Raw genomic sequence first — 16,707 nt, forward strand, 5'->3', positions numbered from 1 at the left:
GTTTCCCCTACCTCTGGTCTGGAGTATGAGCACCGATTACTACGCCGTCCTCGGCGTCAGCCGTGACGCGTCCCAGGACGAGATCAAGAAGGCCTACCGCAAGCTGGCCCGCCAGTACCACCCCGACGTCAACGACTCCGAGGACGCGCACGCCAAGTTCCAGGAGATCGGCCGCGCGTTCCAGGTGCTGAGCGACCCGCAGAAGAAGCAGGTCCACGATCTCGGCGGCGACCCGTTCGCGAGCGCCGGCCCGGGTGGCGCGGGCGCCGGCTTCGGCCAGGCGTTCACCTTCACCGACATCATGGACGCCTTCTTCGGGCAGACCGGCGGCGCGACCCGCGGGCCGCGCCCGCGGACCAGGCGCGGCCAGGACGCGCTGATCCCGCTCCGGATCGACCTGAGCGAGGCCGCGTTCGGTACGACGCGGGAGCTGAAGGTCGACACCGCGGTGCTCTGCCCGACCTGTTCGGGGTCGGGCGCGGCGGCGGGCTCCGAGCCGGTCACCTGCGAGGTCTGCCACGGCCGTGGTGAGGTCACGCACACGCAGCGTTCGTTCCTCGGCGAGGTGCGCACGATGCGCCCGTGCCCGAACTGCCGCGGCTTCGGGACCACCATCCCGAGCCCGTGCGTCGAGTGCTCCGGCGACGGGCGGGTGCGCTCCCGGCGTACGGTCACGGTGAAGATCCCCGGCGGTGTCGACAGCGGCACCCGCGTCCAGCTGTCCGGCCAGGGCGAGGTCGGCCCCGGCGGCGGCCCGGCCGGCGACCTGTACGTCGAGATCGAGGTCGAGCCGCACGACATCTTCAGCCGCAACGGCGACGACCTGCACTGCACGGTCACGCTGCCGATGACGGCCGCCGCGCTCGGTACGACGATCGACCTGCCGACGCTGGAGGGCGAGACCACGCCGCTGGAGATCCGCCCCGGCACGCAGTCCGGTACGGCGATGACGCTCACCGCCCGCGGCGTCCCGCGCCTGCGGCACGCCGGCCGCGGCGACCTGATCGTCCAGATCATCGTCGAGACCCCGACGAAGATCGACGACCACCAGGCCCAGCTGCTCCGCGACCTGGCCGCCTCCCGCGGCGAGGAGCGCCCCCAGGGCCAGGTCCAAGCCACCCACAAGGGCGTCTTCGGCCGCCTCCGAGACGCCTTCGGCGCCCACTGAGCCGGCGATGGGCCTGCCGGTCTTTCACCTCACCGAACTGAGTGGGGAAGAGCTGTTCCTGGACGGTCCGGAGGGGCGGCACGCTGCTGTCGTCCGCCGGATCACCTCCGGTGAGCGGGTTCGGCTGACCGACGGGGTCGGGAGCTTCGCCGAAGGTGCCGTGGTCGCCTCCTCCAAGGCCGGGATCACCGTCGCGGTCGATCGGCGGGGGAGCGTGCCGGCGCCGGCGCCGCGGCTGGTCGTCGTACAGGCTCTGCCGAAGGGGGAGCGGGCTGAGCTCGCGGTCGAGATGCTGACCGAGGTCGGCGTGGACCTGATCGTGCCGTGGAACGCCGAGCGCAGTCAGTTCCGGGCCAACCCCGAGCGCGTCGAGAAGACGCTCACCAAGTGGCGGGCCTGGGCGTTCGAGGCGAGCAAGCAGTCGCGGCGGAGCTGGTTCTGCGAGGTGGCGCCGATCGCCTCGACCGGCGACGTCGCCTCGCTGGTCGAGCACGCGGAGCTCGCCGCGATCCTGCACGAGGAGGCGAGCACCCCGCTCGCGGCGATCACCCCGCCGGCGACCGGTGACGTGGTGATCGTCGTCGGGCCGGAGGGTGGGATCTCCGACGCCGAACTGAAGACCTTCGCAGCCGAGCCGGTCCTGCTCGGCGAAACCGTGCTCAGGACATCGACGGCAGGCGTCGCCGCGGCGTCCGTCCTGCTGGCTGGATCTCGTTGGAGGACCGCGCTTTGAGCTCGATGGACTGGCTGGAGTGGCACTCCTCGTACGAGGACGAGGCGTCGCCGTTGAGCCGCCGGCTGGCGTCGGTGCAGCGCGCGATCCGCGACCGGCTCGACGCCGACCCCGACGGCACCTTCACGGTGGTCAGCGCCTGCGCCGGCCAGGGGCGTGACCTGATCGAGGTGCTCGCCACCCACCCGGCCCGCGGCCGCGTCACCGCCCGCCTGGTCGAGCTCGACCACCGCAACGCCGGTCTCGCCCGCGCGGCGGCGACGGTCAACGGCCTGACCGGCGTCGAGGTCGTCGAGGCCGACGCCGGCCGGACCGCCGCCTACGCCGGCGCCGTACCGGCCGACCTGCTGCTGTTCTGCGGCGTCTTCGGCAACATCTCCGACGCCGACGTCGAGAACACCATCATGGCCCTCCCGCAGTTCTGCGCGCCCGGCGCGACGGTGATCTGGACCCGCACCCGCGAGGAGCCCAACCTCTGCCCGGCCATCCGTGAATGGTTCACCACCGCGGGCTTCGAGGAGCTCTCGTACGACGCCCCCGACGACGTCCGCTGGTCGGTCGGCGTCAACCGCTTCACCGGCGCCCCGCGGCCGCTGGACGCGGACCGCAAGCTCTTCGACTTCGTCCGCAGCCCCGACGCCAACTCGATCTAGCCGGCCTACTTCACCACCAGCGTCTTCGTGTCGGTCGACGTCTGCCGCCCGTCCTCGGCCGACACCTCGAAGACCTCCAGCGTGTAGCGCCCGGCCGGCAGCTTGTCGACGACGAACGTGTAGTCGCTGAACTTGAACGCCTCCTGCGTCATCGCCGTCCCCTCGTCGACGACGCGGCGGTTGCTGGCCGACGTGATCCGCCAGTTCAGCTGCGCCTCGTTCACCGCCGCGACCCCGGTGACCTTGAACGGTGTCGAGAGCACCGCGTCGTTCTCCGGTGCGGTGATCCAGATCAGCGCCTGGACGTCGAGCGCCTGCGCGCGGCCGAGCGGCTGCTGGGTGATGTCGGTCCCGAAGACCTGCGCGACCGGCCGCCCCTGCAGCGTCAGCTGCACCGGCACGCTCGCGCCGCTCGCGCCCTGCACGGTGTAGACCAGCTGCTGCAGCGCCAGGTTCGCGACCTCGGGGTCGAGCCGCGTCTTCGGCAGCGCCTTGAAGTCGACCGTCGTCAGCGAACCGGTCTGCCGGACCTCCGACACCCGCGCACCGACCCACGGCGAGCTGTAGTCGGGGTCGGTCGACTTGCCCGACGTCATCAGCTGCAGCGCGGCGTACGCCGGCCGCCCCTTGAACGGCGCGAACGTCCGGTACAGCTTCACGCCCGCGCCGGTCTTGCTGCCGTCCGTCGCGCCGAGCCAGTACACCGGCACCGCGCCCGAGCTCTCCGGCTCGAGCTTCCCGGCCTGCGTCGGCTTCACCTTCGGCGTACCGGGGTCGGTCGGTGCGTACGCCGACGGCGACGGCAGCGTGGCCGACGGCTTCGGGCTCTGCGGCGTACCGGTCGCGCTGGCGGTTGTGTCCGGCGCGCCCGCGACCTCGCTGTCCCCGGCCTGCCGGTTCTCCCCGTTCAGTACGGCGAACGCCCCGATCGCGGCCGCGGTCCCGACCACGGCCGCCCCGGCGGTGAGCACCCACGGCCGCCGGTTCACCGGCTTGCGCGCGGTGCTGACCCGGGCCTGGATCTCGTGCAGCCCGTCGGCGGGTTCGATCCGGTCGGCCTCGCTGTGCAGGGCCCGCCGCATCAGCTCGTCGAACTCGTTGTTCGGTTGGTCGTTCATGCGCTCTGCTCCAGGACCTGGCGCAGCGACTTGGTCGCCCGCGCGGCATGACTCTTCACCGATCCGCGGCTGATCCCCATCGTCTCGGCGATCTCCGCCTCGGACAGGTCGCCGTAGTACCGCAGCACCATCACCGTGCGCTGCTTCTCCGGCAGCGTGCGCATCGCCTCGATCACCCGGTCGGTCTCGGCGGTCCGCAGTACGGCCGCCTCCGCGCTCGGTTCGTCGGGCAGCGAGCGTGGCATGTGCTTGTCGACGACCACCAGGTGCCGCTGCCGGGAGCGGCAGCGGTTCACCACGGCGGTCCGCAGGTACGCCAGCGCCTTGTGCGGGTCGCGCAGCCGGTGCCAGCGGGCGTGCATCGCCACGAAGGCGTCCTGCACGATCTCCTCCGCCGTCCCCCGGTCACGCAGCAGCAGGGCGCCGAGGCGGACCAACGACGTGTAGTGCGCCGTGTAGACAGCCGTCAGCGCCTCGTCGGCACTCCACGAGGACTCCTGAGCCACTGACTCGTCATACACCACGGCAGGTTGCGCCACATGACGATGACGCGTCGGCGGTGTCCCAGGTTGACAACCGTCGGAAAGTTCGGCCTCATTCTGTGACCTACGCCGCATTCAGGAGCCCCCATGAAGCAGCACGGGAACCAGCACTGGTCGCACCATCCCGTACGCCGGCCTCGGCCCGACCCTGCACTCGGCCTACCTGAACCCCGAGGTTCAGCGTGCCCACTGTATGGCCAACCCGTACGCGAGCGGTGAGGACAACCTGCGGGTCAACGCCGAGTACGTCCTCGACCAACTGCGGCGGGCGGCCACGGACGGTGACACGCTGCGGCACCTCGGCGCCGCCGTGCACGCGGTACAGGACAGCTACAGCGGAGCACATACCTGGCGAGACTACGCGGTGTACGCAGGTGACCCGACTGCAGCCGTCAGCGCACTCCACGTGTTCGCGCTGTTCGGCTCCACCCATCACAGCGAGTTCGACAAGCCCCCGGCCGGCTCCGGTACGGCGCGGGCCGCGGTCGAGGCGACGTACCGGATCCTGGCGGCGTACGAGGAGGCTCGCGGCGACCCGAGCCGCGCTGACGCGGTGCTGCGGGCGGCCGTCGAGCCGCTGTTCCGGGCGGCCACGGGCGGCGTACGGGTGTGTCTGCGGGCCGACGAGCGGTGGCGTGCCGAGCGCGACGACCGGCTTGAACTGGACAAAACCCCTGGTCAGCGCGCATCCCCCGGGTGATCGCGGGTTTTATCGAGTGAGTGTGTCGGAGCGTACGGCTAGCATGGACAAGGTCATCGTCACCAGGCACCAGGAGGAAAGGCTGTCCAGGCCACGCAGTATCGAGCCGTCGCACCAGGGTGCGGCGCGCGCCGGCGGCAACGAGCCGCCCAAGGCGTCCCACAAGATCGTCGTGCCGAACAGCATCGACATGGTGGCGCTGCTCGGAGCCCGGGACGAGTTCCTCCGGATCATCGAGAAGGAGTTCGCGGCCGACATCATGGTCCGCGGCAACGAGATCACGATGAACGGTGAGCCGGCCGAGCTGGCTCTGGCCGAGCGGCTGGTCGACGAGCTGATCGCCGTCGTCCGGACCGGTCACGGGCTGACCGCCGACTCGGTCGAGCGCAGCATCGCGATGATCAAGGCCGAGACCGTCGAGAGCCCGGCCGACGTGCTGACCCAGAACATCCTGTCCAGCCGCGGCCGGACGATCCGCCCGAAGACGCTGAACCAGAAGCGCTACGTGGACGCGATCGACAAGAACACGATCGTGTTCGGCATCGGCCCGGCCGGTACCGGCAAGACCTACCTGGCGGTCGCCAAGGCGGTCCAGGCGCTGCAGGCCAAGGAGGTCAACCGGATCATCCTGACCCGGCCGGCCGTCGAGGCCGGTGAGCGGCTCGGCTTCCTGCCCGGCACGCTGTCGGAGAAGATCGACCCGTACCTGCGGCCGCTGTACGACGCGCTGCACGACATGCTCGACCCGGAGTCGATCCCGCGGCTGATGACGGCCGGCACGATCGAGATCGCGCCGCTGGCCTACATGCGCGGCCGGACCCTGAACGACGCGTACATCATTCTCGACGAGGCGCAGAACACCTCGCCCGAGCAGATGAAGATGTTCCTCACCCGGCTCGGCTTCGGCTCCAAGATGGTGGTCACCGGTGACGTCACCCAGGTCGACCTGCCGACCGGGACGAACTCGGGGCTGCGGGTCGTGCAGGACATCCTGGAAGGCGTCCAGGACCTGACGTTCTGCCGGCTCACGTCGCACGACGTGGTCCGGCACAAGCTGGTCGGCCGGATCGTGTCGGCCTACGAAAACTACGAAGGCAGCGCTGAACCGAACCGATGAACGTCGAGGTCAACAACGAGTCCGGCGTGGAGATCGACGCCCACGGACTGATGCGGCTGAGCCGCTTCGTGATGTCGAGCCTGCGCCTGCACCCCGAGTGCGAGCTGTCGATCAAGCTGGTCGACGAGGACACGATGGCGCGCTACCACGTCGAGTTCCTGGACCTGCCCGGTCCGACCGACGTGATGTCGTGGCCGATGGACGAGCTGCGTCCGGGCAGCGACTCCGACGACTCCGAGCCGCCGCTCGGGCACCTGGGTGACATCGCCCTGTGCCCGACGGTGGCCGCGGCCCAGGGCGCGAAGGCCGGCCACGGGACGTGGGCTGAGCTGGAGCTGCTGACCGTGCACGGCATCCTGCACCTGCTCGGGTACGACCACGCCGAACCGGCCGAGAAGGCGGAGATGTGGGAAGTCCAGGGCCGGCTGCTGGAAGCCTGGCGCGCGCCGGGAAACCGGCTCGGCGAGGAGTGACGTCGCGGTGAGCTCCCAGGACGCTGTCCTGCTGGTGGTGGCCGCGGCACTCGTGCTGCTCGCCGGCGTCTTCGCCGGCGCCGAGGCGGCCATCTCGGCGTACTCGAAGGTCCGGGCCAACGAGCAGGTCGAGCAGGGCAACCTGCGCGCGGTCCGGCTGCGCGACCTGCTGACCGACGCCCCGCGCTACCTGAACACTTTGCTGCTGGTCCGGCTGACCTGCGAGATCACGGCGATCGTGCTGGTCACCCAGGCGCTGTCCAACATCTTCACGGTGACCTGGGAGCACATCCTGATCACCGCGGTGGTGATGGTGGTGGTCTCGTACGTGATCATCGGCGTCGCCCCGCGCACGCTCGGCCGGCAGCACTCGGACCGGTTCGCGATGCTCTCGGCCGGCCCGATCATGGCGCTGACCACGGTGCTCGGCCCGATCCCGAAGCTGCTGATCCTGATCGGCAACGCGCTCACCCCCGGCAAGGGGTTCGCGGCCGGCCCGTTCGCGACCGAGTCCGAGTTGCGGGCGCTGGTCGACCTGGCCGAGAAGTCCGCGGTGATCGAGGCCGACGAGCGGCAGATGATCCACTCGGTCTTCGAGCTCGGTGACACGATCGTGCGCGAGGTGATGGTGCCGCGCACCGACATGGTCTACATCGAGCGGCACAAGAAGCTGCGCCAGCTGACCTCGCTGGCGCTGCGCTCGGGGTACTCGCGGATCCCCGTGGTCGGGGAGTCGCTGGACGACATCCTCGGCGTGGTCTACCTCAAGGACGTGATGCGCCGCGTCTACGACAACGCCCAGTCGGAGTCGACCGAGCGGGTCGAGTCGGTGATGCGGCCGTGCATGTACGTCCCGGACAGCAAGCCGGTCGACCAGCTGCTGCGCGAGATGCAGGCGGCCCGGATGCACGTCGCGATGGTCGTCGACGAGTACGGCGGGACCGCCGGCCTGGTCACCATCGAGGACATCCTGGAGGAGATCGTCGGCGAGATCACCGACGAGTACGACGAGGCCCCGGAGGCGGTGCAGGCGCTGTCCGACGGCGCCTACCGGCTGTCCAGCCGGTACCCGATCGACGAGCTCGGTGAGCTGTTCGGGCTGCCGCTGGACGACGACGACGTGGACACCGTCGGTGGGCTGATGGCCAAGCTGCTCGGCAAGGTGCCGATCCCGGGCGCGCAGGTCGAGATCGAGGGCCTGTCCCTCACCGCGGAACGGCCGTCCGGCCGCCGCAACCAGATCGGCACGGTGCTGGTCCGGCGGATCGACGTCGCCGAGCAGCCGCAGGACAGCAGTCACCAGACTGCCTGAAACCCTTTGGAGCCTTCCGTTGCCCGCTGACCTCTCCGACGAGGACACCAAACTGGTCACCCTGGCCCGTGCCGCCCGCGCGCGGACCCGGGCGGCCGAGGGTGCCGCCGTCCGTGACACCGACGGCCGGACGTACGCTGCCTGTACCGTCCAGCTCGACACCGTGCTGTTGTCCGCGCTCCAGCTGGCCACGGCGATGGCGGTGTCGTCCGGGGTCAAGGGGCTCGAGGCCGCCGCGGTGGTCACCGACGGCGAGCAGGTCGACGTCGAGGTGGTCCGGTACTTCGGTGGCGCCGCGCTGCCCGTAGTCGTTGCTGATGGCAACGGAGAGGTTCGAGATGTCGTCCACACCTGAGGAGTTCCGCTCCGGGTTCGCCTGTTTCGTCGGGCGGCCGAACGCGGGCAAGTCGACGCTGACCAACGCGCTGGTCGGCAAGAAGATCGTGATCACCTCGTCCAAGCCGCAGACCACCCGGCACGCGGTCCGCGGGATCGTGCACCGCGACGACGCGCAGCTGATCCTGGTCGACACCCCCGGGCTGCACAAGCCGCGGACGCTGCTCGGTGAGCGGCTGAACGACATCGTGAAGACCACCTGGGCCGAGGTCGACGTGATCGCGGTCTGCCTGCCGGCCAGCGACCGGATCGGGCCGGGCGACCGGTTCCTGGTCGGCGAGGCCGCGAAGGTCGCCAAGACCCCGAAGGTCGCGCTGGCCACGAAGTCCGACCTGGTCAGCCCGGAGCGGATGGTCGAGCACCTCGGGCAGATCGCCGAGCTGGGCCAGGCGTACGGGATCGAGTGGGCGGCGATCGTGCCGGTGTCGGCGGTCGACGGCTTCCAGGTGGATACCGTCGCCGACGAGCTGGTCAAGCTGCTGCCGACCGGCCTGCCGCTGTACCCCGACGGCGACGTCACCGACGAGCCCGAGGAGATCCTGGTCGGCGAGCTGATCCGTGAGGCGGCGCTGGAGGGTGTGCGCGACGAGCTGCCGCACTCGATCGCGGTCACCATCGACGAGATGATGCTGCGCGAGGGCCGTCCCGAGGACAAGCCGCTGCTGGACGTCTACGCGAACCTGTACCTGGAGCGGGACAGCCAGAAGGGCATCGTGATCGGCCACAAGGGCGCGCGGTTGCGTGAGGTCGGCGCGAACGCACGGCGCCAGATCGAGGCGCTGCTGGGGACGCCGGTGTACCTGGACCTGCACGTGAAGATCGCCAAGAACTGGCAGACCGACGCGAAGCACCTGAAGAAGCTCGGTTTCTGACAGTGAGTCTGCTCAACCCTGCTTTCGAGTCGTTGTCCGGCGCGCACTCGTCGGTGGCCGAGGTGCTCGGGAACGTTCGGGTCTACCCCGCGGACATGGCGCCGTTTCTCGGGCTGCCGGACGCCGCGACCCCGCAGGACTGGGCCGACGCCGCCGAGCTGATCGGCCCCGGCCGCGTGGTCGCGATCAAGCATCCCGACCTCGTCGTCCCCGAATCCTTCACGGTCGACGCCGCGATCGACCTCGTCCAGTTCGTCGCGCCACCGGGCCTCGGCGCGGCCGACCCCGAGCTCGTCGAGCTCGGGCCGGCCGACGTACCGGAGATGCTCGACCTCGTCGCCCGCACCGATCCCGGCCCGTTCCGCAAGCGCACGGTCGAGCTCGGCCGCTACCTCGGCCTGCGCGAGAACGGCGTCCTGATCGCGATGGCCGGCGAGCGCTACCGCATCTCTGGCCACACCGAGATCAGCGCTGTCTGCACGCACCCCGACCACCGCGGCCGCGGGCTGGCCACCCGCCTGATCCGCGCCGTCGCGGCCGGGATCGAGCAGCGCGGCGACCGGCCCTTCCTGCACACCGGTACGGCGAACCGGTCCGCGATCCGTGTCTACGAACACCTCGGCTTCACCGTCAGCAACCGCACGAAGGTCACGGTCCTGCAGGTCGCCTGACCACCAGCGCCTCGCTCAGCGGCTTGCGCTCCAGCACGGGTACCTCGCAGTCGTCCGCGGGGTAGCCGATCGGGAACAGGATGTACGGCCGTTCCGTCCGTGGCCGGTCCAGCAGCTTGGTCAGGAAGTTCATCGGGTTCGGCGTGTGCGTGAGCGTCGCCAATCCCATCCGGTGCAGCGTCGCCAGGAACAGCCCGCACGCGATCCCGATGCTCTCCGACACGTAGTAGTTCTTCCGCAGCCCGCCGTCCGCGGTCGGCGTGTGCTTCTGCGCGAACACCACCACCAGCCAGGGAGCGGTCTCCAGGAACTCCTTGTGCTCGTCGGTCTCCAGCCGGTCCAGCGCCGCGTGCCACTCAGGCAGCTCACGGTCGTGGTAGAACCGCCGTTCCTCCTCCTCGGCCGCTGCCCGGACCGCCCGCTTCAGCTTCGGATCGCTGGTCGCCACGAACGTCCACGGCTGCTGGTGCGCGCCGCTCGGCGCGGTGTTCGCGGCCTGGACGGCGATCTCGATCGCGCGCTGTGGCACCGGGTCGGGCGAGAACCAGCGCACCGAGCGCCGCCGGTCCAGCTCCTGGTAGAACTCCTCGCCGCGCCGCAGCCCCTCGTCGATCGGCAGCCGCGGTACGGCGTACGGGACGAACGGGTGGCGGTGCTCTCGCGACGACATGCCATCACCGTGGCACGGGCTCGACCGATGAGTCGAGCTTGGAAAACTCAAGCGACCCATATGCTCAGCTCATGAGTCTGCCCAACGTCTCACCCCGCCAGCTCGAGTACCTGGTGGCGATCGCCGAGACCGGCGGCATCACCGCGGCGGCCGCGCGCTGCCACGTCTCGCAGTCGGCGGTGTCCCTGGCGGTCGGCGAGCTGGAACGCGCGCTGGAGGTGCGCCTGGTGCTGCGCGGTTCCCGGCGGGGCACCCGGCTGACCGCGGCCGGGCAGCAGGTCGTGGTCGACGGCCGTAAGGTCCTCGCGGCGCTGACCGAGCTGGGCACCGGCGCCCGGAGTCTCGGCCAGGAGGTCGCGGGCCGGCTGGTGGTCGGCTGCTACGCGCCGATCGCGCCGTTCCACCTGCCGGCGGCGATCGCCGGTTTCGGCGCGGTCCAGCCGGCGGTGACGATCGAGTTCGCCGAGGGCACGCTGACCGAGGTGCAGGAGTCGCTGCTCGACGGACGCAGCGAGCTGGCGTTCCTCTACCAGCAGGATCTGCTGCCCGGGATCGAGGTCGAGGTGCTGCACGACCGGCCGCCGTCGGTGCTGCTGCCGGCCGGTCACCGCCTGCGCCGCCGCCGGAAGGTCGGGCTCGCGGACTTGGCCGCCGAGCCGTACGTGCTGCTCGACGTACCGCCGAGCGAGCGCTACTTCGCCCGCGTCTTCGAGGCCGCGGGGCTGGAGATGCGCCCCGCGCACCGGGCCGGCAGCTTCGAGCTGATGCGCGCGTTGGTTGCCCGGGGCATCGGTTATTCGCTGGCTGTGCAGACCCCGTTGACCGAGCTCAGCTACGAAGGTCTGCCGCTGCTCACCAAGCCGCTGGCCGACGCCGTACCGACGACGCCGGTCGTGCTCGGCTGGGCCGCCGGCTCCCGGACGACCCGCCGGGCGGCGGCCTTCCGGGAGCACTGCCGAGAACTGTTCCGGAGCTAGAGCGACTTCTGGTACGCGATCGACCGCGCGACGATCTGGTACCCGAGCTGCTCGTTGATGCCGATCATGTGCGAGTTCGACTCCGCGTTCCAGGTGTCGAGCTGGGTCAGCGCCGGCTCCGCGTCGCGCATCCAGAGCAGCATGCCGGTCTTCACCAGCGCGCCGAGCCGGTGCCCGCGATGGTCGCGGGAGACCGCGGTGTCGGCCTGCTCGGCGATGTGCGGGCGCTCGCGCTCGACGGTGATCGTCGAGTGCCCGGCCAGCGCGCCGGTCGCCTTCTCCCGGGCGATCACCCGGTACAGCGTCCGGTCGTGCGCCTGCTGCGCGTCCTCGTAGGCGCGCAGCCGCTCCGGGCTGTACTCGTCGTCCTCGATGTCCAGGTCGTCCTTCGGCGCGTCGTTGATCGACGCGGTCACCGCGACCATCCCGTCGAGCAGCTCGTCCGGCAGCTTCCCGGTCACCCGCACCAGCTCGTACGCCGACGCGGCGCGCACCGCGTCGTCGTACAGGCGCTGGACGAGGTCCCAGTCCAGGGCGCTCAGGTCCTGGCGCCGGTTCACCTCGATCGCCTTCTGCTCGTAGCCCTGGCGGCGCGCGAACAGGTCGGCCTTCGGCAGGTCCCACGCGCTCAGCCCGACCGACGTGCGGCCCGCGGCCTCGGCCAGGCCCTCGCCGTACGCGATCAGCTCGCCGCCGAGCCCGCGGCCGCGCCGGTCCGGGTGCACCTCGACCTCGAACCAGGCCAGGTTCGTGTTGTCGTACGTCGGCAGCTCGACGCTCAGCACGCCGGCCAGCGTTCCGTCGTCCTCGCGGGCCAGGTACGCCTGTCCGGGATCACCGTCCCAGCCGTACTTCAGGTGCGCCGCGAACCCGCGCGGGGTCGGCAGCAGTGCGTCCGGGCAGTCGAGCTTGTGCGTGGCCTGGAACAGCGCCACGGCGTCCGCGCACCCGACCACGTCGTCGGGGGAGAGCCTCGTGATGTCCACCAGGTCAGGATGAGCGAACACCCGGGCGGAAGCGACTGTATTTTCAGCTTCTTTTGACTGATTCCAGTTTTTGTACAAAACTGCCCTGGTGACGAGTCCTCGGGAGCTTCTCCGATCGGTTGACCTGCGGGTCACCCGGCCGAGGCTCGCCGTCCTGAGCGCCGTGCACACCCACCCGCACGCCGACACCGACGCGATCATCCGGGCCACCCGCGAAGAGCTCCCGGACGTCTCGCACCAGGCCGTGTACGACGTACTGCGTGCGCTCACCGACACCGGACTGCTCCGGCGGATCCAGCCCGCCGGGTCGGTCGCCCGCTACGAAACGCGGGTCGGCGACAACCACCACCACGTGGTCTGCCGGTCCTGCGGCGCCATCGAAGACGTGGACTGTGCCGTCGGCGCAGCTCCGTGCCTGCACCCGTCCGACCAGCACGGCTTCGTCCTCGACGAGGCCGAGGTCGTGTACTGGGGACTGTGCCCGGACTGCTCGGCGGCCGGTTCGGAACCAGCCACCACTTCCTGAGAGGTTCAGCATGACCGAGACGCCTGGCCACCACGGCAGCGAGAGCGAGAACCCCGCCATCGACGCCCCGACGCCGACGGTGCCCAACCCGCGGACGAACCGCGACTGGTGGCCGAACCAGCTGGACCTCTCGGTCCTGCGCCGGCACTCGCCGCAGGCCAGCCCGCTGGACGCGGACTTCGACTACGCCGAGGAGTTCAAGACCCTCGACGTGGACGCGCTGAAGCGCGACATCGTCGAGGTGATGCGCACGTCGCAGGACTGGTGGCCGTCGGACTTCGGCCACTACGGCCCGCTGTTCATCCGGATGAGCTGGCACAGCGCCGGCACCTACCGGATCGAGGACGGCCGCGGTGGCGGCGGCGACGGCGCGCAGCGGTTCGCCCCGCTGAACAGCTGGCCCGACAACGCCAACCTGGACAAGGCCCGCCGGCTGCTCTGGCCGGTCAAGCAGAAGTACGGCCGGAAGATCTCCTGGGCCGACCTGCTGGTGCTGGCCGGCAACGTCGCGCTCGAGGACATGGGCTTCGAGACCTTCGGCTTCGGCTTCGGCCGCGAGGACCTGTGGGAGCCCGAGGAGATCTTCTGGGGTCCCGAGGACACCTGGCTGGGCGACGAGCGCTACACCGGTGACCGGCAGCTGCACAGCCAGCTCGGCGCGGTCCAGATGGGCCTGATCTACGTCAACCCCGAAGGCCCGAACGGCGTCCCGGACCCGGTCGCGGCGGCCCGCGACATCCGCGACACCTTCGCCCGGATGGCGATGAACGACGAGGAGACCATCGCGCTGATCGCCGGCGGCCACTCGTTCGGCAAGACGCACGGCGCCGGCCCGGCCGACCACGTCGGCCCGGAGCCCGAGGGTGCGCCGCTGGAGCAGCAGGGCCTGGGCTGGAAGAGCGGGTACGGCTCCGGCAAGGGCGCCGACACCATCACCAGCGGTCTCGAGGTGACCTGGACCAGCACCCCGACCAAGTGGGGTCACGACTTCTTCAAGAACCTGTACGCGTACGAGTGGGAGCTCACCGAGAGCCCGGCCGGCGCCAAGCAGTGGGTCGCCAAGACCACCGACGAGACCGTCCCGGACGCGTACGACGCGAACAAGAAGCACCGCCCGACGATGCTCACCACCGACCTCGCGCTGCGCTTCGACCCGGAGTACGACAAGATCTCGCGCCGGTTCCTGGAGCACCCGGAGGAGTTCCAGCTCGCGTTCGCCAAGGCCTGGTACAAGCTGCTGCACCGTGACATGGGCCCGGTCTCGCGCTTCCTCGGCCCGTGGGTCGCGGAGCCGCAGCTGTGGCAGGACCCGGTCCCGGCCGTCGACCACGCGCTGGTCGACGACGCGGACGTCGCCGCGCTGAAGGCCAAGCTGCTCGACTCCGGCCTGTCGATCGGCCAGCTGGTCCGGACGGCGTGGGCCTCGGCCGCGTCGTACCGGGGCACCGACCGCCGTGGTGGCGCGAACGGCGCCCGGATCCGGCTGGAGCCGCAGCGCAACTGGGAGATCAACGAGCCGGCCGAGCTGGCGAAGGTGCTCGAGACGCTCGAGGGCATCCAGCAGGAGTTCAACAGCGGCGCCGGCGACAAGAAGATCTCGCTGGCCGACCTGATCGTGCTCGGCGGCTCGGCCGCGGTCGAGCAGGCCGCGCGCAACGCCGGCCAGGACGTCACCGTGCCGTTCCACCCGGGCCGCACCGACGCCACCCAGGAGAACACCGACGTCGACTCGTTCGCGGTGCTCGAGCCGCGGGCCGACGGGTTCCGCAACTACCTGCGGGCCGGCGAGAAGCTGACGCCGGAGCTGCTGCTGCTCGACCGCGCGTACATGCTGACCCTGACCGCGCCGGAGCTGACCGTCCTGGTCGGCGGCCTGCGCGCGCTGGGCAACAACGTCGGCGGTACGGCGCACGGCGTACTGACCGACAAGACCGACACGCTGAGCCCGGACTTCTTCGTCAACCTGCTCGCCGCGGGCACGGAGTGGAAGGCCTCGGCAACGGAGGAGAACGTCTTCGAGATCCGCGCGCTGGGCTCGGACGAGGTCAAGTGGACCGCGACCCCGGTCGACCTGGTCTTCGGCGCGAACTCGCAGCTGCGGGCGCTGGCCGAGGTCTACGCCGCCGGTGACGCCGGGGCGAAGTTCGTCAACGACTTCGTCGCCGCGTGGGTCAAGGTGATGGAGCTGGACCGGTACGACCTGAAGTGAGCTGAGCGGTAGTACTTCAAGTCCGCGCGACTCTCGGGAGTCGCGCGGACTTGCTGTTTCCTCAGCTCGGCTTCGGCATCCCGTACGCGTGGTCGACGGTCATCGTGAACAGCAGCCGCTGGTCGGCGACCATCGCGCGCCGGTAGTCGTCCCAGTCCGGGTGCTCGCCGGAAGCGGTCCGGTAGTAGTCCACCAGCGCGTCGACCGTCGCATCGTCCGGCCGCTGAGCGACCGCCGTCAGCTCGGCCTTGCCTTCCAGTACGACGTACGAGCGCCCGTTCGGCCCGTCGACGTACAGGCTGGCCCGCGGGTCGCGGCGCAGGTTCTTGGTCTTCGCGCGATCCGCGGTCAGCGAGACCTGGATCTGGTTCCGCGCTGCGTCGTACACGTAGGTGACGTTCGACAGCTGCGGCCGCCCGTCCCGCTTGAGGGTGACGAGCGCGCCGAGCCCGTGCGTGCCGAGCCGCGCGGCGAGGGATTCAGTCATGGTTTCAGCCTAGGAGCTCAACCCAACTTCAAGACAAGCTGGCCGGCAGCCTGGACAGATCATCGTGGCGAGCGGGAGCGACGTACGCGTCCAGTGCTCCGACCGCGCGCCACGCGAAGGTGTTGGTCTCCCGGGTCCAGACGCCGGGCTCCCCGGCGTACTGGTGGCTCGACACGGTGGAGCCGGAGTCGTCGAGCATCGGGCAGATCAGGAGTTGCGCGGCGATCACCGGCGTGCCCCGGTCGCGAGCCAGCAGCGTGATACCGGCCGCCAGCCCACCGCCCGCGCTGGCTCCGGCGACAACGATGCGGTCGGCATCGATCCCCAGCTCACCGGCGTGCTCGACGATCCAGAGCAGACCCTGGTAACAGTCCTCGACGGCCGTGCTCCCGGGGGCCTCGGGCGCCAGCCGGTAGTCGATCGTCACGACGACCGCGCCGAGCTCGTCAAGCCACTCGAGCGGGATGTCGAGCTGGGAGAACCGGTCGCCCATGACGCGGCCGCCGCCGTGCAGCCAGTAGACGCACGGCGCTCCGGCCCGTCCGTCGACCGGTGCCAGCACGGTCATCGGGACCGGGACGCCGTCCGTGCCGGCGATCTCGACCTCACGCCGGCGGATCTCGCGACCGGCCAGTACGGCCTCCGCCGGAACGGCGGACAGCGCGCGCAGCTGGGGGAGAAGGTCCGCGGTGATCTCCGCGACCAGCGGCATCCCTTCGAGGAGCGCGCTGAGCTCAGGGTCGATCGCGGGGCGCATCAGAACGCCGCCTTGCCGTTGATGGGCGTGTAGTCGGTGCCGGTCGAGGCACCCAGCAGCTCCTGAACCCGCGCGACGATCGCCTGGGCCGGCGCCCCGGCGAAGACCCGGTGGTGGTCCTCCTCGGTGGTCCACCCTTCGGTGACGTGCACGACGTCGGCGTCGGACGCCGACCGGCTCACCAGGTAGACGACGCAGTACTCACTGGACGCCGGCTTCCCGGGCTCCAGCGCGGACAGCAGTACGTCGATCAGCTCGTTGCCCATTCCGGGCTTGGCGGTCATGGTGGCTTGGAACCCGTAGTCGCTCTTCATGCCTCAATTCCACCGGTGAGCGTGGG

General features: G+C 70.5%; 20 protein-coding genes. 13 read left to right on the forward strand and 7 right to left on the reverse strand.

The window, feature by feature from the left end; translation table 11 throughout:
- Positions 1-25: 25 nt before the first annotated feature.
- The 3 genes from dnaJ to AB0M01_RS27885 are packed head-to-tail and all read left to right on the forward strand — an operon-like array spanning position 26 to position 2,554.
- Positions 26-1,168 carry a molecular chaperone DnaJ gene (gene dnaJ, locus AB0M01_RS27875; RefSeq protein ID WP_363674565.1) on the forward strand — a complete coding sequence of 381 codons (1,143 nt, stop codon included), beginning with the start codon at positions 26-28 and terminating at the stop codon, positions 1,166-1,168.
- A gap of 7 nt (positions 1,169-1,175) precedes the next feature.
- The gene (locus AB0M01_RS27880) at positions 1,176-1,901 is read left to right on the forward strand and encodes a 16S rRNA (uracil(1498)-N(3))-methyltransferase (RefSeq protein WP_363674567.1); all 726 of its coding nucleotides are present in this window, start codon (positions 1,176-1,178) and stop codon (positions 1,899-1,901) included.
- Positions 1,902-1,906: 5 nt separating this feature from the next.
- Complete coding sequence (locus AB0M01_RS27885) at positions 1,907-2,554, forward strand: SAM-dependent methyltransferase (protein WP_363674976.1); 648 nt, start codon at positions 1,907-1,909, stop codon at positions 2,552-2,554.
- A gap of 5 nt (positions 2,555-2,559) precedes the next feature.
- Here AB0M01_RS27885 and AB0M01_RS27890 read toward each other — a convergent pair whose 3' ends face one another.
- Positions 2,560-3,672 carry a Gmad2 immunoglobulin-like domain-containing protein gene (locus tag AB0M01_RS27890; protein WP_363674569.1) on the reverse strand — a complete coding sequence of 371 codons (1,113 nt, stop codon included), beginning with the start codon at positions 3,670-3,672 and terminating at the stop codon, positions 2,560-2,562.
- Complete coding sequence (locus tag AB0M01_RS27895; protein ID WP_363674571.1) at positions 3,669-4,193, reverse strand: SigE family RNA polymerase sigma factor; 525 nt, start codon at positions 4,191-4,193, stop codon at positions 3,669-3,671. Before AB0M01_RS27895 ends, AB0M01_RS27890 begins: the two co-directional genes overlap by 4 nt.
- 214 nt (positions 4,194-4,407) lie before the next feature.
- Between AB0M01_RS27895 and AB0M01_RS27900 the strand changes: the two genes are divergently transcribed.
- From AB0M01_RS27900 to AB0M01_RS27930, 7 genes are all read left to right on the forward strand, one after another.
- Complete coding sequence (locus AB0M01_RS27900) at positions 4,408-4,914, forward strand: hypothetical protein (protein ID WP_363674573.1); 507 nt, start codon at positions 4,408-4,410, stop codon at positions 4,912-4,914.
- A gap of 190 nt (positions 4,915-5,104) precedes the next feature.
- Positions 5,105-6,031, forward strand: coding sequence for a PhoH family protein (locus AB0M01_RS27905; RefSeq protein WP_344173624.1), 927 nt, complete (start codon positions 5,105-5,107; stop codon positions 6,029-6,031).
- A complete protein-coding gene (ybeY, locus tag AB0M01_RS27910; RefSeq protein ID WP_344167967.1) occupies positions 6,028-6,504 on the forward strand; it encodes an rRNA maturation RNase YbeY in 477 nt (158 codons plus the stop codon). Before AB0M01_RS27905 ends, ybeY begins: the two co-directional genes overlap by 4 nt.
- 7 nt (positions 6,505-6,511) lie before the next feature.
- A complete protein-coding gene (locus tag AB0M01_RS27915; RefSeq protein ID WP_363674576.1) occupies positions 6,512-7,816 on the forward strand; it encodes a hemolysin family protein in 1,305 nt (434 codons plus the stop codon).
- A gap of 19 nt (positions 7,817-7,835) precedes the next feature.
- Positions 7,836-8,171, forward strand: coding sequence for a cytidine deaminase (locus AB0M01_RS27920; RefSeq protein ID WP_363674578.1), 336 nt, complete (start codon positions 7,836-7,838; stop codon positions 8,169-8,171).
- Positions 8,155-9,084, forward strand: a complete 930-nt coding sequence (gene era / locus AB0M01_RS27925) for a GTPase Era (RefSeq protein WP_363674580.1) — start codon at positions 8,155-8,157, stop codon at positions 9,082-9,084. The genes AB0M01_RS27920 and era overlap by 17 nt, the downstream gene beginning before the upstream one ends.
- Positions 9,085-9,086: 2 nt before the next feature.
- A complete protein-coding gene (locus AB0M01_RS27930) occupies positions 9,087-9,755 on the forward strand; it encodes a GNAT family N-acetyltransferase (protein ID WP_363674582.1) in 669 nt (222 codons plus the stop codon).
- On the opposite strand, the gene AB0M01_RS27935 is transcribed toward AB0M01_RS27930, so the two are convergent.
- The gene (locus AB0M01_RS27935) at positions 9,733-10,425 is read right to left on the reverse strand and encodes a nitroreductase family protein (protein ID WP_363674584.1); all 693 of its coding nucleotides are present in this window, start codon (positions 10,423-10,425) and stop codon (positions 9,733-9,735) included. The two genes, AB0M01_RS27930 and AB0M01_RS27935, sit on opposite strands and share 23 nt — an antisense overlap.
- Positions 10,426-10,496: 71 nt before the next feature.
- Here AB0M01_RS27935 and AB0M01_RS27940 point away from each other — a divergent pair, with 71 nt between their 5' ends.
- Entirely contained in the window at positions 10,497-11,402 is a 906-nt protein-coding gene (locus AB0M01_RS27940; RefSeq protein ID WP_363674586.1) for a LysR family transcriptional regulator, read from the forward strand.
- Here the strand turns inward: AB0M01_RS27940 and AB0M01_RS27945 are convergent.
- Positions 11,399-12,388 carry a GNAT family N-acetyltransferase gene (locus AB0M01_RS27945; RefSeq protein ID WP_363674588.1) on the reverse strand — a complete coding sequence of 330 codons (990 nt, stop codon included), beginning with the start codon at positions 12,386-12,388 and terminating at the stop codon, positions 11,399-11,401. The two genes, AB0M01_RS27940 and AB0M01_RS27945, sit on opposite strands and share 4 nt — an antisense overlap.
- Before the next feature lie 88 nt (positions 12,389-12,476).
- Between AB0M01_RS27945 and AB0M01_RS27950 the strand changes: the two genes are divergently transcribed.
- Positions 12,477-12,914, forward strand: coding sequence for a Fur family transcriptional regulator (locus tag AB0M01_RS27950; protein WP_363674590.1), 438 nt, complete (start codon positions 12,477-12,479; stop codon positions 12,912-12,914).
- A gap of 10 nt (positions 12,915-12,924) precedes the next feature.
- Positions 12,925-15,123, forward strand: coding sequence for a catalase/peroxidase HPI (gene katG / locus AB0M01_RS27955; protein ID WP_363674592.1), 2,199 nt, complete (start codon positions 12,925-12,927; stop codon positions 15,121-15,123).
- A 61-nt stretch (positions 15,124-15,184) separates the two neighbouring features.
- On the opposite strand, the gene AB0M01_RS27960 is transcribed toward katG, so the two are convergent.
- From AB0M01_RS27960 to AB0M01_RS27970, 3 genes are read right to left on the reverse strand one after another with little or no spacing between them, the layout of a single operon-like run.
- On the reverse strand, positions 15,185-15,610 hold the full coding sequence (locus tag AB0M01_RS27960; RefSeq protein ID WP_363674594.1) for a PPOX class F420-dependent oxidoreductase: 426 nt from the start codon (positions 15,608-15,610) through the stop codon (positions 15,185-15,187).
- A gap of 28 nt (positions 15,611-15,638) precedes the next feature.
- Positions 15,639-16,367 (reverse strand): alpha/beta hydrolase, encoded by a 729-nt coding sequence (locus AB0M01_RS27965; protein ID WP_363674596.1) that lies wholly within the window; start codon positions 16,365-16,367, stop codon positions 15,639-15,641.
- Complete coding sequence (locus AB0M01_RS27970; RefSeq protein WP_363674598.1) at positions 16,367-16,681, reverse strand: antibiotic biosynthesis monooxygenase; 315 nt, start codon at positions 16,679-16,681, stop codon at positions 16,367-16,369. The genes AB0M01_RS27965 and AB0M01_RS27970 overlap by 1 nt, the downstream gene beginning before the upstream one ends.
- Positions 16,682-16,707 lie beyond the last annotated feature (26 nt).

The organism is Kribbella sp. NPDC051770 (assembly GCF_040681455.1).
Taxonomy (GTDB): Bacteria; Actinomycetota; Actinomycetes; order Propionibacteriales; family Kribbellaceae; genus Kribbella.